This window comes from Treponema berlinense (genome assembly GCF_900167025.1).
Classification (GTDB): domain Bacteria; phylum Spirochaetota; class Spirochaetia; order Treponematales; family Treponemataceae; genus Treponema_D; species Treponema_D berlinense.
Genome location: NZ_FUXC01000008.1, coordinates 91,594 through 107,506 on the forward strand (window position 1 = coordinate 91,594; position 15,913 = coordinate 107,506).

General features: G+C 38.4%; 9 protein-coding genes. 2 read left to right on the plus strand and 7 right to left on the minus strand.

Annotated features, from left to right (window positions below):
• Positions 1-221: 221 nt before the first annotated feature.
• Complete coding sequence (locus tag B5D47_RS07635; RefSeq protein ID WP_078931239.1) at positions 222-1,127, plus strand: tRNA modification radical SAM protein MnmL/YtqA; 906 nt, start codon at positions 222-224, stop codon at positions 1,125-1,127.
• A 98-nt stretch (positions 1,128-1,225) separates the two neighbouring features.
• Positions 1,226-3,406, plus strand: coding sequence for a sodium-translocating pyrophosphatase (locus tag B5D47_RS07640; protein WP_078931240.1), 2,181 nt, complete (start codon positions 1,226-1,228; stop codon positions 3,404-3,406).
• A gap of 92 nt (positions 3,407-3,498) precedes the next feature.
• On the opposite strand, the gene B5D47_RS07645 is transcribed toward B5D47_RS07640, so the two are convergent.
• From B5D47_RS07645 to B5D47_RS07675, 7 genes are all read right to left on the minus strand, one after another.
• Positions 3,499-4,557 carry a glycosyltransferase family 4 protein gene (locus tag B5D47_RS07645; RefSeq protein ID WP_078931269.1) on the minus strand — a complete coding sequence of 353 codons (1,059 nt, stop codon included), beginning with the start codon at positions 4,555-4,557 and terminating at the stop codon, positions 3,499-3,501.
• 47 nt (positions 4,558-4,604) lie between these two features.
• Positions 4,605-5,852, minus strand: coding sequence for a CotH kinase family protein (locus tag B5D47_RS07650; protein ID WP_078931241.1), 1,248 nt, complete (start codon positions 5,850-5,852; stop codon positions 4,605-4,607).
• A gap of 6 nt (positions 5,853-5,858) precedes the next feature.
• Positions 5,859-8,558, minus strand: a complete 2,700-nt coding sequence (locus tag B5D47_RS07655; protein ID WP_078931242.1) for a YidC/Oxa1 family membrane protein insertase — start codon at positions 8,556-8,558, stop codon at positions 5,859-5,861.
• 70 nt (positions 8,559-8,628) lie between these two features.
• Complete coding sequence (locus B5D47_RS07660) at positions 8,629-9,861, minus strand: CDP-glycerol glycerophosphotransferase family protein (protein WP_078931243.1); 1,233 nt, start codon at positions 9,859-9,861, stop codon at positions 8,629-8,631.
• Positions 9,862-9,960: 99 nt separating this feature from the next.
• Positions 9,961-11,931: an aminotransferase class I/II-fold pyridoxal phosphate-dependent enzyme gene (locus tag B5D47_RS07665; protein ID WP_078931244.1), complete on the minus strand. Its 1,971-nt coding sequence runs from the start codon at positions 11,929-11,931 to the stop codon at positions 9,961-9,963.
• 94 nt (positions 11,932-12,025) lie between these two features.
• On the minus strand, positions 12,026-14,803 hold the full coding sequence (gene yidC, locus B5D47_RS07670) for a YidC/Oxa1 family membrane protein insertase (RefSeq protein ID WP_078931245.1): 2,778 nt from the start codon (positions 14,801-14,803) through the stop codon (positions 12,026-12,028).
• A gap of 73 nt (positions 14,804-14,876) precedes the next feature.
• Positions 14,877-15,893 (minus strand): glycosyltransferase, encoded by a 1,017-nt coding sequence (locus B5D47_RS07675; protein WP_078931246.1) that lies wholly within the window; start codon positions 15,891-15,893, stop codon positions 14,877-14,879.
• Positions 15,894-15,913 lie beyond the last annotated feature (20 nt).

A 15,913-nucleotide genomic window follows, 5' to 3' on the forward strand; every position in this document is an offset into this window, starting at 1 on the left:
AAAAAGTCGTCAATTCTTTTAGTTTTTTATTTTGGAGCGCATTCTTTTGCTAAGAAAAGGAAATAAGTTTCTGCCTTTTATTTTTCTTTTAACCCGCTCTTTCTGCAAGTCCTCCTTCGCTTTCGCTCGTCCGGTCTTTTCGTGCGATCGGGGCTATGACTGTTTTTTAGGCGTTTTGTGTTTTTTCCTGCATATTTTCAAATTTAATATTAAAATAAGCTATGCTTTTTCTCTCTGATTTTTACAAAAATAAATTCGGCTGTAAAGTTTATAAAATTGCTCTCGATGCGCATTGCACCTGTCCAAACCGCGACGGAACAAAGGGAACCGGCGGCTGTATTTTTTGCAGCCAAAGTGGAAGCGGTGATTTTATCGAAAATTCAGTTTTTCTAAAAAAACAGTTTGAAGAAGGTGTTTGCCTTGTCGAAAAAAAAGCCCATGGACGAAGCGGAAAAAACAAGGCTCTTTTTTTGCCGTATTTTCAGTCATTTACTTCAACTTATGGAAATTTTGAAAAATTAAAGGAGCTTTATCTGGAAGCCCTTTCATTCAAAAATGTCTGCGGACTTGCGATTGCAACCCGGCCGGATTGTCTTTCTTTTCAAATAGTCGAGTTGCTTAAGAAAATTTCACAAAAATTTTTTGTTCAAATTGAACTTGGTCTTCAGACTTCTTGCGAGCAGACTGGAAAATTTATAAACCGTTGCTACACAAATGATGATTATAAAAATGCGGTGGCTCTGTTAAAAAATGAAATACCAGACGCTCATATCGTAACCCATTTGATTTTTGGGCTTCCTGGAGAAAAAAAATCGGATATGCTTAAAAGCGTAGATTTTGTGCTGGATAATTTTACGGAAAAAAAATTTTTTGGAATCAAAATTACAAATCTTTATGTTGTAAAAAACACTGTTCTTGAAAAAATGTTCGCGGAAGGAAAATTTGAATGCATGGAAATGGAAGAATATTTTGAAGTTCTAAAGCTTGCTTTTGAAAAAATGCCTGAAAAAGCCGTGATTCACCGTTTTACAGGAGATCCTCCCAAAAAAATTGCCATTGCTCCTCAATGGGCCTTAAATAAAAAAAGTGTATTGAACTATGCAAATAAAATTTTAATAAACCGATGACGGAATAGTTCAAAAATACTGTTGATACAATTTTTAAATTGTTTGTTATCATTTTTATTACCTTATTCATAAGGAATTCAAAATCATTGGAGTAAAAAATGACACTTTCCGTTTTTCTGCTTTTTGCCGCGCTTTTTGCATTGGCTTATGCAGTTTTCAACTTCTTTAAGGTAAAAAATCTTGAAGAAGGAAATGAATTGATGCAGAAAATTGCATCTTATATCCGTGGCGGTGCTAATACTTTTATCAGCATCGAATATCGCATTCTTGCAATTGTTGTTTTAATCGTTGCCGTAATCGTATTTTTGGCGCTTGATTGGTATGTTGCAGTTGCGCTTCTTATCGGTTCTGTAATGTCTGCGCTTGCAGGTATGGTCGGCATGAAGATTGCCACTTATGCAAATGTCCGCGTTACAAACGAGGCGAATAAAACGCAAAATATCGGACAGACCTTAAAAGTTGCATTCCGTGGCGGTTCTGTTATGGGACTTTGTGTTGGCGGATTTGCTCTTTTGGGACTTTCAATCGTTGTGATTGTTTTTGGCTATGCATTCGGCTGGATTTCTTCAACAGAAGCTGTTCCTGCATGGCTTACAAAAATCGCCCTTGTAAGATTTCCTAACGTTTTGACAGGTTATGCCCTTGGCTGCTCGATGGTTGCCATGTTTAACCGTGTTGGCGGAGGAATTTACACAAAAGCTGCCGATATGGGAGCTGACCTTGTTGGAAAAACAGAAGCCCACATTCCAGAAGATGATCCTCGCAATCCTGCCACAATCGCAGATAACGTTGGTGATAACGTTGGCGATGTTGCCGGTCTTGGTTCTGACCTTCTTGAATCTTATGTCGCTTCAATTGTTGCCGCAATTGCGCTTGGATACAACCTTATCATCAAGACAGGTGTAAAAGGCGATTCCCTTTCTGCTTTATATACATTCCCGCTCGCATTCGCAGCTGTCGGACTTGTTGCCTGTGTTATCGGTGTCGCTTCGCTTCTTGTACGCAACCTTTCAAAATCAAAAAAGGTTCACAACCAGCTCAATGGCGCTACTTATGTCGGTGCGGCTCTTACAATGGTTGCTGGCGCAGTTCTTTCATACAAACTTTTTGGAACTGGCAATGTTGATTTTGCAAAACTCGGATTTAAATTCGGCGCGCTTTCTCCATGGATTGGCGCTACGGTTGGTATTATTGCAGGAATTTTGATTGGCACTCTTGCAGAATTTTATACATCTTCAGATTACAAACCTACAAAAATTCTTGCATCTTCTTCTAAAGAAGGTCCGGCCCTGACTATTACTTCTGGTCTTGCGCTTGGCATGCGTTCTTGCATGGCTCCTTGTGTTGTTCTTGGAATCGGCATTATTGTGGCTTATTATACTTCAGGGCTTTATGGCGTTGCTATGTCTGCAATGGGCATGCTTTCGTTTGTTTCTCTTACAGTTTCTGTAGATACTTATGGTCCTATTTCTGACAATGCCGGCGGTATTGCGGAAATGTCTGCGCTTCCGGAAGGCGTTCGCGAAATTACGGATACTCTCGATGCTGTTGGCAATACGACCGCTGCAATCGGCAAGGGATTTGCAATCGGTTCTGGCGGACTTGCTGCTCTTGCACTCATGCTTTCTTACATGTATTCTCTTCCAGGCGAGTCTGTTGGTGCAAACGGTCTTCCTACATTGAATATTATGGAGCCTATGACTCTTGCCGGCGCAATTGTCGGTGGCGCGCTGCCATTCTTCTTTTCTGGCATGCTTATTGATGCGGTTGCTATTGCCGCTAGAAAAATGGTAGAAGAAGTTCGCCGTCAGTTCAAAGAACATCCTGCAATTCTTGAAGGAAAAGAAGATCCTGATCACAACCGTTGTATTAAAATTTCTACGGAAGGTTCAATCGGTCAGATGAAAGTTCCTGCTTTGATGGCTGTTGTAATTCCTGTTGTTGCCGGACTTCTTTTTGGCGCGCATTTCGTCGGCGGTATCCTTATCGGATCAACTATCGCTTCAATTATGATTGCGATTTTTACAGGAAATGCTGGTGGCGCTTGGGACAATGGCAAGAAATTTATTGAACAGGGCGGTCTTGAAGGAATAAAAAAAGGTGGAGAAGGCTATGACACAGTTCACGATGCGGCAGTTGTCGGCGATACTGTAGGCGATCCTCTCAAAGACACTGTTGGTCCTTGTATGGACATTTTTATTAAAATTATGTCTACGGTTTCTCTCGTTGCAGTTTCTGTTTTTGCAGAATACAACCTTTGGAACTTTATTTTTAAATAATTTGCATAAAATTTTATAAGAAAGGTGGTGTGGTTAATACGTTTTGTATTGAGCACACCACTGTTTTTTACATTTTGTTGAGTGATGAAGATTTACAGGCTTTTTATTGCTTCGAGCAGTTTTTTAGCGGCATTTTCGTAGGTATAGTTTTCAAGAATTTTTTGAGGAGAATCCACTTTTTTTTCTAGAAGTTTTGCCAGATTGCAGTCTGTGCTGTCTGCGTCAATATAAACGGCGGAATCCTTGTAGATTTTTGGAAGGCTTGCTCTATTTGAAACAACAACTTTTGTTCCGCACGAAAGAGCTTCTAACGGAGGAATTCCAAAACCTTCATAATAAGATGGAAAAACGAAAGCTTTGCATTTTTTCATAAGGGCTTTTACTTCTCCATCGGTTACGTAGCCGAGCAAAACGACATTTTTAAGATTTTTTAGCGCTTCAAGTTCAGGAGGAACAAGCCCGGAAATTGCTTTTCCGCTTACTGCGAAAGTCTCGTCCTCGTGTTTTTTTGCATATTCTGCAATCCATTTGAGATTTTTTCTTTTTGAAAGAGAACCAAGCGTAAAATAAAATTCTTTTGATTTTAACTGTCCGAATTTCTCAAAAATTTTGTCGTCGGCCTGTAAATCCTTAAAGTGATCCCAGCCATTCGGAATAACCTTTATCCTGTTGTCCTGGACTTTGTAGGCTTTTTGAATTTCGTTTTTTGCAAATTCCGAAACTGTAAGCACGATTTTTGCATTTTTTGCAATGTTGTGGTACGAAAAAAGACTGTAAATTTTTATGAGCCGGTCTTTTAACGAAACAAAATCTTTCGGATAAGCTTTTGCGTAAATATCGTGCAAAAAAGAAAATCCGCATAATTTTCCGAGCGGGGCCGTGTTTGAAAAATTTAGTGCGGTTGCCTTGAATTTTTTACAGGCAAGGGCAAAAGTCCACATGTCCCAAACTGGAAAACTCTTTATTTGTTTTGTGGATTTTTCTATTTTGATTTTTTTTAAGTCTGGAATTTTTTTTGCATTTGCTGGAACTAAGAGCCTTATGTCGTCATTTTCGTCCAGAATCTGATCCATTTTTGAGCAGACTTCCCAGGCAAACCGTTCAATTCCTGTCAAATTCCGGCAGAGAAAATTTCCGTTAATTAAAATCATTTTTCCTCCATCTGTCTGCGTGCGATTGTATTTTTTCCCAATGAATTTTACAGAGAGTTTATGAAAGAATCCATCCATTCGTAACGCTTGCCGCACCAGTCGAGGACGTAATTCACTTCTGAATCGTAGGTTTTTCGCTTTTTATATCCTGGAGTGTGAGGCCATTGCTTTCTTCCGAGCGTGCGCCAAACCAAATCGTCGATTTCTGCCGAAGGAGCAAGTTTTTCTGCAAGAGTATTCATATAACTAAATGAGTTTTTAAGTTCTTCTTTTTTTTCGTTCCAGCGGTGTTTTACGGCGCTTTTAAATTCGTCATTCCGCCATAATTCCTTGTACCAGTGAAATTTATTTATCCAGGAATCTTCTGGAAGATAGTTTTTGTCCATGTGGCTTCCGCCGAACGCAATGTCAAAATCCCAAACCGGTCCCATAAAGAGCTTTTGTTTTTGTGAGTCAAAATACATAAAGCAGCTCGCTATAAAATTTGAGTCGCGGTTTTTGGAAAATTCGCTTATAAGATACCAGTCAACAAACGAATCTTTGTCGATAAAATCAAATACTTTTGAATTGTCAGGAAGATAAATCTGGTCTTCGATTGACTGAAGAATTCCTTTTTCATATAAGAATTTGTCTTCTGGAACGTAATTGTCTACCAGGCTGAACGGAACTCCCTGGGTTGAGCGGAAATTCCATTCTTTGTTCATTCTTGAGTTTACTACAAAAAGAAAACTGCCTTCTGGAAGTTTTATCCGGTTTTCCCCCTGTTCAACTTTTTCGTAGATGCAGTAAAGTCCTGAAAAATTATTGTTCAGGTAGAGATTTACGAATTTGAAAGATGGAGTCCAGACTCCGCTGTTTAAGATTTTTGCGGCAATGAAAGTGGCATAGGCGTCGCGAACTTTCGATTTGTCAGTCATAAAAGGACGAATTGTCCATTTCTGTGCGGCTGGCATTTCTAGTATGCTGCTTTCTTCGTTTAGTTTTGCAAGATACGGCTTTTTACGAAAAGTCCAGGTTGTGTTTCCTCTTCCGCGGATTTTTCCCCTGTATTTTGAGCCTTTTGAATTTTCGTAAGAGTTGTAATTCTCGTAAATAAAAAAATCTGCATCAACATATTGTTCTTTTGATTTTATTCGTTTTTCGCCGTCTGTTTCGATAAATATGACAGGCAACCCGCAATCAAATACACGCTCCTTTGTAATCTGATTTTTGCCGGACATAAAGACAAAACCAATCATAAGAAGCGAGAGAATCAAAAGATATATGTAAAGCCGTGCAGAATTTTTTTTGAACATAAACGCTTATTTGCCTTTTTTCCAGTTTGCTATGTCGAAAATATTGTCTTTAACAGTATACCATTCATCATCTTTTATAGAAAAGGTGTTTGAACTGTGCTGATCTGGCGACCATGTAGAGTTTGTTGTTACAACAGCACCTTTTTCTTTTTTGATTGAATCGTTCATCTGTTTTCCTGTAAACGGATTTACAGGATTTTCGACAAGACCGCGCAGCAGTAAGAGCGGAACATCTGCATTTGTCATAAACGAAGTGTCCGTCTTTATTTTGCCTTCGGCTCCAAAATCTTTAACCAAAAGCATTGGGTTTAAATGATCCATTATGAATCCGTCTTCCAAAGTTCCATTGTAAAGGTCTTGTACGATTTTTCTCTGACCAATTCCATGGTCGGCGGCGATTATGATTTTTGTATTGTCATAGACACCGTTTTGTTTGAGAAGTTCAATCCATTTTCCAATCAGTTTGAATGAAGCGACATTTGCGCTGTAGCCTGAAAGCTTTGCGTATTTACCGACACCTTTTCCTGTAATTTTAGTTGCAGGAACATAGTCAGGCGGATTAAGCTCAAAACCTGAATGCGTGCTGTCGTTAGTAATGTTCAAAAATGCCGGTTTATCGCTTTCAAAATCCGTTAACTGCGGCAAAAAGTAGAGAGCCGAATAATAATCGATAAATTCCTGAATATCTCCGCTTTCTTCGTCCGTGCTCCACCATTTTGAATCGTCGTAAATTGCATCGCGGAAAATAGCAGGGCTTATTCTAAAAAAGCAGACCCAAAGCATGTTGCGCCTGATTGAAGAACTTACAAGATTTGGCCTTATCTTGTCTTTGTTCAAATCCATCCAAAGACCAGTGTAAGTGTGTTCGAGCGAAAGAGGTGTAACGTTTTTCATTCCCTGGAAAATGCTCATGTCCGGAATCCACTGGTAATTCGCCCAGGAAGTGTCTGTAATTGTAACGTTGTATCCGAGTTCTTCACCAAAAATTTTCGGAAGAACTTTTAAAGCTTCGTTGTTTTTTGTGAGTTTTGAAACGTCGCTTCGTTTATTGAATTCTTCTGGAGTGTATTCATAGCTGCCAAAAAGAGGAGGCGCGCCGATAATCGTATGTCCGCCGTAAGAAATAGTATTTGGATAATAGGTAAAGCCTGTAAAAATGTCTTTTAATGACGGATCTTCCTCCAAAATCGAAGAAAGATATGCGCTTTCGCTTCGGTCGAGCATAAAAAGAACGACATTTTGCTTGTCTTTTGAAAGATGCAGAACAGGTTTAACTTCTTCGGCATTTTCCGGACTGTAAGTTGAGGCAATTTTTTCGTAATCGGCTTTTATTGATTTTGTATAAAAAATTCCGGCCGCAAAAAGCGAAATGCAGCAAATTCCAGAAATTACTTGCAAAATGCCGGAAAATTTATATTTTATTGCAAAGGCTGCGGCAATAATAAGAACCGCAATTGCCACAAGGTTTACAATAATTACAGAATATGGGACTCTTCCTGCAATGTTTTCTGAGAAGGTGAGCATTCTCGTTAAAGTTCCGTAGTGTCCGACAAAAATAAAAGTGTTGATTAGAGCGCCTGCAAACAAGGCGAAAGAAAGTCCTGAAAAAGCGGTCTGAATTCTTTTATTAAAAAGAAAATATAAAAATGTCGGCCATACTAAGAAAAGTCCGCACGACTGAACCAGTGTGTTGCGTACAAAGCAGACCGGCGAGCCTAAGTTGTCTATATTAAAAAATTCAATTACAGAAGAACTTATAATGCTTGAAGGAATAAAAAGTCCTGTCAGTAGGAAAAGTCCTATTGCAGAACTAAAAAATAGAATTCCGCGGGATTTTGAATCATTTAGAAGAGGAAAGAGCACTCTGTCAATAAGACGGGAAACTGCTTTTACAAAAATCGGGGCAAGAAGAACGAACGAAATTACAACAGCCATTAAAATTCTTCGTTTAAAACTTCCCGGATGCATAAAAATAAGATAAAAATCGCAAAAGAGAATTGCGGCGGCAACACAGCAGAAAAATACTTTGAGCGGATTTTTAAGCTTCATAAAAATATTTTTTGTAAGAGAGAAAACCTGGTTCAGAGTCCAGTAAAGAACAAGTCCGCTCGGAGAATCATAAAGCACAACTAAGAAAAGAGCCGCCATTATGTAGACCTGAAGTTTTTCCCGTAAAGAATGACCTTTTGTGTAGACAAAGCCGGATGCGCAGTTTATAAGCGTCATCAAAACCGGAAGAACATTTACAGTGAACGAGCCAATTGTAAAAAGAGCGTCACTTTTTCCCAAATCCTTTAAAATAAAAAACGAATGTCCCTGCAAAATCGACAGATGGCTTAAATATGAGTAAGCAGCCAGAAAAAAAGGAATTTGAATCAAAAGGCTAAAACTTGAGCGCAACGCCATAATCGGATGATAATGGTTCTGACGGTAAAATGTCGTAAGAATCATGTACTGCTCATCGCCCTTAAAGAATTTTTTTATTCTTTTTACGCCAGGTTCCAGCTTTTTTTGAATATCGCGTTCAAAATCCGTCCATTTTTCCGCGACAATATAAAGCGGAAGACACAAAATCGTAACGGCAAGGCTTACACCCAGAATCGCCGCTCCTGGATTTTTAAATACGTGAAAAAAAAGCGAAAATGAAAATTCAATGACTTGCTTAAGAGGGTAGATAAGAAGGTTAAAAAACAGGTCCAAGACCATGAAAGTGCTCCTGATTGTCGAATGAATTGCCGGTCATTTTTTTTACGCCGGCAAGTTCAATAAATTCTCTCTATTTTTCAATTTTTTCCATTGTTTGAATCATAAAATCCGCAGTGCGTTTTCCAGCTTCTCCAATGTGCATCCATGCTTCGTCACGCGCCTTTTTCCGTGCGGCGGCAAGTTCCGGAGAATCGCTTGCATTTTGAATTACATTTTTGATATTGGCAAAATCTTTTTCTTCGATTTTTATGCCGATTTTTTTAACTGTGGAAAACTGCCAGATTTCGTGGTCAATATCGTAAGCGTCGTAAGGACCGAGTTCCATTTCTGCATTTGCGTACATAACCGGTTTGTCGCAAAGAAATGTGTAGTCCCAGATAATTCCGGAAAAGTCCGTAATCATGATGTCCGCTTTTTTGAGCGAATAGAAATTGTCCCGGTTTGAATCCCATTCAACGTTCGGAACGTCTTTGTACGCTTCTTCCAGTTCAGAAAGCATCTGCGCTTCAGAAATTCTTGACTGAGGATGCGGACGGATAATAATTTTCCAACCGGTCGCAACGAGAGGATCAAGAAGTTTTTTTCCGTAAAGAGAGAGAAGTGCTGATTTTCCCCACGAAGGCGAAACCAAAACCGTAAACTGATGATTTTCTTCGGCAGGAATTTCTTCCATTCGTTTTTTAAAGACATCAAGATAAGTACAGCCGACGGTAACAAGCTGCTTTGCAGGAAGTTTTCTCTGTCTTTCCATTTCGCGAATGTCTTCAAATTGATAGTCACCGGTACACAAAATTGAGTCAAAATAATCGATTCCAAAAAGACGGTACATTGTCGGATCGCCAGGAGAGTGGAAAATGTGAGAATAATGCTTTACGTTTTTACTGCGCTTGAGCTGGTAAACTTGAAGACCTGGTGTTGTCATAAGAACAAAGCCTGCAGAAAGCATATTGAGTTTTGCAAAAGCCTTGTTGCCTTCGCCGATTACTTCCGGTTTTACAAATTCGTATTTTTCTTCAAAAACAGGATCTTTATCGTTTGCAACGTAATATGTAATTTCAATCTTTCGTTTTTCAAATTCATCAAGAACTGGCTTAAAAATATTCCAGTAACGTTTGTCTTCCGAATAGATTACATATTTTTTGTAAGCCTTATCGAGTTTCTGTCCTTTTCCGCCAGTAAAGAAAAGTTTAAGTTTAAGCCAGAATGCCTTTGCCAAAAAAAACAGTGTTGCACACGCTCCAATCAAAATTGAAAAGAGCATTGAGCCTGTACCCGGGTCGATATAAAGCGGTAAAAATGTCATAGTTTGCTATTTTATAGAACTGAATTGTCCGAAAGTTACGCACTAAAAAGTTTTATTTTTACACATTTTTCGGACAAATTCATTCCATCTCCATTTATTTTATTTTTCGCAGAAGTCCTTAATCAATTCCAAAACCTTGTCCATGTCCGGTTTTGGTGCGACTGTAATGCGCATTGAAAGGTGTCCGCCTTCAGTCCAAAGCCTTACAAGGTAGCCGTTTGAAGCGAGGTTGTCTTTTAGAGCCTGGACATCAATTGAGTCGTCAAAATGGATAAAGATGAAGTTTGCGGCAGATTTGAAAGCCTTGATTCCCTTTATCTTGTTGATTTCCGAAATAAACTCGTCTTTTAGGCTGATAATCGTTTTAGTAAGGTCTGAATAGTATTTTTTGTCTTTAAGGGCCGCAATGCAGACTTTCCGTCCGATGTTTGAAGTGCGGAAAGGATTCAAATCGAGCTTGAAAACCTGTTTTGCCATCGGTGTGCAAAGTCCGTATCCCATGCGGATTCCTGCAAGTCCGTAAAGTTTTGAGAAAGTACGGCAGAATACTACGTTGTTGTATGCGTTGAGAAAATATTTTGCGTCGTAAGTTACAGTCGAAAGTCCAAGGTATGCTTCGTCCACGATTACGAGTGAAGAAGGATTTTCCTTGATTACTTTTTCGAGGTCTGCCCGGCTTATTACAGCTCCAGTAGGGTTATGAGGAGTTGTAATCACGATAATTCTCGGTTTTGTCTTTTTTGCAGTTTCGAGAAGATTTTCAGTGTCGAATTCGTATGAATCTGTTCCCGGAACAACGTTGTAATATGCGGCCTTTGCATGGCGAAGCTCACAGACAGACTTATAATAGTTCCAGGCTGGAGCCGAAATCAAAACTGTGTCGTCCTTGTTGAGAACAATCGTCATGATTGTCTTGATTACGTCGGAAGAGCCTGAGTGGATAAACACAGAGTCAGTAGAAAGCTCAGTGATTTTTGAGATTTCAACCGCAAGGTCGTCTTCGCGCGTAAGGTCGTAAAGATACAAATCTTCCATTGTCGCATTGTGCAAAACCTCAAGGCATTTCGGGCTTGGTCCGAAAAGGTTTTCGTTTACATGCATGCGCCCTGTAAGTTGTTCTGTCGCAACAACCGAATACTGCTTTATGTCAGAATAGTTTGAAAGATAACTGATTCTCTGGGTTGAGTTTATGAGTTCGTCTTCCTGAAAAAACTGATCGATAAAGTCCTTAAAATTAGGGTAGAACTGGAGAATATCTTCTGTCGTGTCGAATTCCTTGCATTCAGCATCGTCATAGCGCTTTATTTTCATCAAAAGTTCTGTGATATGCTTAATCTGGAAGTCGTCCCAGAGCATGTACTTCATTTCTGGATCGTAGTATTCCTTTACCATTAAATCGACAAATTTTTTAGAGAACGATTTTGAAAAGAATGCTTCGCCGATTGTGTACCATGATTTTTCTCCGCCTTTTTTTACTTCAGTCATGTAACCGCGGTCATCAAGGCCTTTAACACAGTACTCGTTGCAGAATTCATCCGAATAAAGACAACCATAGTATGAATCGTAAACATAGTCGCGGTAAACGTTGTGTGCAAACCAGTTGTCAGAACAGCAGACATAAGAAGCCTTCAGATAGTCCTTTGCCGCATAGAGGGAAGACATGTTGTTTTTTTCTTCCCATTCTGTATTGTCAATTACGATGAGGTCAGGATATTTTTTTGCCATCTCGTAATAGCGTTCTTTTAGATATCCTACAACAAGGACAATCTGCTTGATTCCAGCGTCGTGAAGCTGCTTAATCTGGCGTTCAACCATTGTGTCGCCCTTGATTTCAAAAAGTCCTTTTGGAAGATAATTTGAAAGCGGCATACATCTTCTAGAGCGTCCTGCCGCCATAATAATTGCATTGTCAACTTTATAAGGAGCAAGAGCTTCCATTCCGTCATCTGTAACCTTGCCGTTTTTTATCCAGCCGGCCTTTTCGCAGGCAAGAACCGTATCCTTATTAAAAGATGCAGTGTCTTCATTACGACGGGTTGCCATAAGATAGTCGAATTCAATTTCTGTCATATAAAAAAATACTCCTGTAAATCTATCGTTTTATTCGTTTTGTTTATTTTAATATGCAATTATAGCATACTTTTCCGTTAAAAAGATACACTATTTATTTTTTGAACTGTCCCCAGTTTTCTTCCTTAAAAACGTCATCTTTTACAGTAAACCATTCGCTGTCTTTTACGCTGAAAGACTTTTCTTTTCTGATTCTCGTGCTTTGAGCAGGCGCATTATTTAAAATAGTGTAATCGTTTTTGTTTTCAACTTTAAGCGGTTTATGCGTAAAAGGATGAACTGCATTTTCAATGACATCTTTTGTTGCAAGATAAGGAGTGTCTGCATTTGTCATAAAAGTGTAGTCGTCTTTTATTTCTCCGTGGGAGTTAAAATCTTTTACCAAAAGAGATGCGACAAAATTTTGCGGACTCACTTTAAGGCCGTTAGGTTTTGGCAAGTCAGTTTTTGCTCCTTTACTGAAAGAGCCGTGGTCAGAAACTATGATGATTTTTGTGTTGTCGTAAACTCCATTTTCCTTCATATAATCAAAAAATTCAGAAAGCCGGTTGAAGATTCCGCAGCTTGTGCTGAAAGCATCCTCATTTTTAAGCGGGCTGTTTCCTTTATTTGTAATATCCTTGGATTTTCTAAAATCGTATTCTGGCGCCTGTAGGGCAGTCGGCTCATGCGTTGCCTCGTTGTCAAGAAGAATCAGAGACCCTTTTCCTCCATCAACCTTAGTAAGTTCCGGCAGGTAATCGATTACTGCATAGTTGTCTACAAATCTGGCAGAATTGTCCCATTTGTTGTAAGAAAGCCAGTATTTTCTGTGGTATACCCCCCCCCGTATAACCGGAGGAACCATCTTAAAGAAACTGAACCAAATGAAGTTTCTGAAAATCATTGTGCTGATGTACGGTTCTTTTTCCATTCCGTGCCGTGCATACCAATAGTTTGTGTAAGTTCCAAGAACGTGATTATGCTGAATTTCTTCGTGACCAACATATTTTACGGTATAAGGATTTACGTTCGGATCAGAAGCAGATTCAAGCTGAATTCCATTGCGTTCCAGGTCTGGATTTTTTAAATACATATTGCTTTCTGGCTGTTCAAGATAATTCTCATAAGGAAGATTTGCAACTTGTGCCCTGTAGCCGTTCGCTGTAAAAATAAGAGGAAGAGTCAGCATGGCTTCGTTGTGTTTGTCTTGAAGAGTTTTTTGCGGCTCTTCAAGCGCACGTTCGTTCATTCTATGAGGAGTATAGTCATAACCGCCGAAAAGCCCCGGTGTTCCAATCATTGTGAGTTTTCCCATCGAAACCGTATTCGGATAGTTTACAAATCCATCAAATTTTTGCCTTAAATCCGGAAGTTCATCAAAAATATATGGAATATACGGATTAAAAAGCCTGTCCTGCATTATGACAAGAACGTTTTTATGAGTTTTTGAAAGATAAAAAATAGGTTCAAGCTCATTGTTATAAGAAGGAACTGCAAGATTTTTGTAGGCTTTCTGAATTGAGGCTATATTTTTAAGAGAAACAGCACCGAGTGAAATCATTAAAATTACAGAAAGAGAATGTGCAATTTTCGGAAATTTTGAAAGCAGAAATACAAATCCTGCAAAGATTGCAAGAAGTACAGTCAGATTCAGAATAATTTCGCTTAATTTAGGAGTAAACACCTGTGGCTGCATAAACTCAAGCCAGGCTTCTACAGGACCATAATGGCCGCCAAAAATAAAAGTGTTGGTGACAGCAATAAAAGCTCCGGCCGTAAAAAGAACAGCAAGGATTTTTTTAATTCTTACAGAAAAAAGCGCATAAAAACAAGTTGGCCACAAAATAAAAAATCCTACAGCCTGAAAAAAAGTCGTAGAAAGAAAAATAAATGGAGAAGAATAGCTGTCAACAAAACAGTAATTATTCGGTTCACTTTCCATAATAGTGGACGGAATTGCAAGTCCCGAAAGAAAGGCGAGCGCAATTGCCGAAAAAACAAAGAGAGAAGCGCGAAGTTTTTTATTTGTTTCCAGAATTTTAAAAGAGCGGTCTGTCAATCTTGCCAGTCTGATTACCGCAAACGGAATTAAAGGAAGCACAATTCCCAAAACAAAAATTACTTTTTTAAAGCCATTTTTTGAAGAAGCTAAAACCGTAAAAGGCGAAAATATGCAGAAAGCGGCAAAAAGACACAGAATTACATAGAGAACTTTTTTTGGATTTTTTAACTTGTAGAAAATGTTTTTTACAAGCGAGAGAATGTTGTTCATCGTCCAGTAAACGACAAGTCCTGCCGGAGAATTGTAAAGCACGACAAGAAAAATCGCCGCAAAAGCATAAATCTGGATTTTTTCTTTTGCAGAATGACCTTTTGAGTAGATGAATCCAGACGCACAGTTAATCAAAGTCATTGCGATTGGAAGAATATTTACGGCAAAGTTTCCGATATGAAAAGTTTCATCTGGAGAACCAAAATCTTTGATAAAAAGAAATGAAACGCCTTTTAAGGTTCCAAGGTCGGAAAGAAAATGATAAGCCGCAAGAAAAAAAGGCACCTGAATCAAAAGACTAAAACTGGAACGAAGAGCCATAATCGGGCTGTAATGATTTTGACGGTAAAAAGTGTTCAAAATCATATACTGCTCATCACCTTTGAAGAATTTTTTAATTCTTTCAATTCCAGGTTTGAGCATAATTTGCGTCTCGCGCTCTTTTTCCTGCCATCCTTCGGCAACCATATAAAGTGGAAGAGTGCAGAGCGTAACGACAAAACTTAATCCAATGACAGCAATTCCAGGATTGTTTGTCGCCTCAAAAATAAACTGATAAAAAAACTCAAGAAGAGTATTAAGCGGAAGAATAATAATATTGTAAAGTGCTGAAAACATAGTTTTACTAGTTTACTGCAAATGATTTTGATTTACAATTATTCTAAGCAGTAGAAAAATTCTTAGATGCTAATTAATGAATTTTTTTTAACGATTTTGCAAATTTTCTAAGTCCTGCACAAATTCCTTCTAGCATGTTGAAAAAATGAGGGCAGTGAGCCTTCAAATCTGCAAGCGTAAAAAGTAATGGCGACTGCATTATGCTTACAATGCGCTGGTCGTTTATAAGCTGAACTTCGTTGAATTGAAATTTTGGATTATCAATCATCTCTTTTATTTCTTCTGGAATGTCACCGAATTCCTTTATTTTTTGAAGGACATTTTTATCTGCAAGTTTGTAATAAGGAATGTAACTTTTTCCAGAAAATTCGCTTGAGTAATAATGAATTATTTTTGCGTCTTTTAGAAAGACAAGTCCGCCATGGCTTAGCTGACAGTTCCATTTTCCGTCTAAAAGCTGCATTTTTAATCCAGTTTGAAAATTTGCTTCGTTTAGCGCTGACTGGTCATGTTTGTCGTGCTTTTTATAAGCAGAATATTTCCAAAGTTCATTCCATTTTTTGAACAGGGCTTTTGTCTGTTCCTTTTGTTCTGGTGTATCAGCTTTTGCCAGAAGAAGCCCCCCGTTTATGTTATATCCAGCTTCTTTTGTACCAGAAAAGCCTAATTTTTTGTCACGTTCAAGAAAATATTTTTTATGGATATGCTCGTTTAACAGACAATGACCGTCCAAAACTCCACCTGTTACGGCTTTTTCATTTTCAATTTCGCTTAAATCATCACAAATTACTGTGTCGCAGTCGATATATAGAAAACTTTCATCTATATAATCAGGAATTGAGGTTTTCAAAAGACGCGATCTGTCTATGTTTGGGATATTTTCATCAAAATTTACTGAAATAACTTGCGAAGCATATTTTTTTAAGGCAAGTCTTTTATTTTCTTCTGTAAAAGACTTTTCTGTGTTGTCGTCTACAATAAATATAATTTGAGAATTCGGCATTTTTTTTCGCAATGAATAGACTGAAATCAAGGCCTGTTCGTAATACAAATCTTTTGTAGTTGACGTTAAGACATAAACATATTTCATATTCTAGATTATAGTGTTAT

Excerpts from the sequence above, each read along its gene's own strand:
- B5D47_RS07645 (WP_078931269.1), bottom strand. The coding sequence starts at position 4,557 with ATGATTTTAATTAACGGAAATTTTCTCTGCCGGAATTTGACAGGAATT.
- B5D47_RS07675 (WP_078931246.1), bottom strand. The coding sequence starts at position 15,893 with ATGAAATATGTTTATGTCTTAACGTCAACTACAAAAGATTTGTATTAC.
- B5D47_RS07640 (WP_078931240.1), top strand. The coding sequence starts at position 1,226 with ATGACACTTTCCGTTTTTCTGCTTTTTGCCGCGCTTTTTGCATTGGCT.
- B5D47_RS07660 (WP_078931243.1), bottom strand. The coding sequence starts at position 9,861 with ATGACATTTTTACCGCTTTATATCGACCCGGGTACAGGCTCAATGCTC.
- B5D47_RS07650 (WP_078931241.1), bottom strand. The coding sequence starts at position 5,852 with ATGTTCAAAAAAAATTCTGCACGGCTTTACATATATCTTTTGATTCTC.
- B5D47_RS07655 (WP_078931242.1), bottom strand. The coding sequence starts at position 8,558 with ATGGTCTTGGACCTGTTTTTTAACCTTCTTATCTACCCTCTTAAGCAA.
- yidC (WP_078931245.1), bottom strand. The coding sequence starts at position 14,803 with ATGTTTTCAGCACTTTACAATATTATTATTCTTCCGCTTAATACTCTT.
- B5D47_RS07635 (WP_078931239.1), top strand. The coding sequence starts at position 222 with ATGCTTTTTCTCTCTGATTTTTACAAAAATAAATTCGGCTGTAAAGTT.
- B5D47_RS07665 (WP_078931244.1), bottom strand. The coding sequence starts at position 11,931 with ATGACAGAAATTGAATTCGACTATCTTATGGCAACCCGTCGTAATGAA.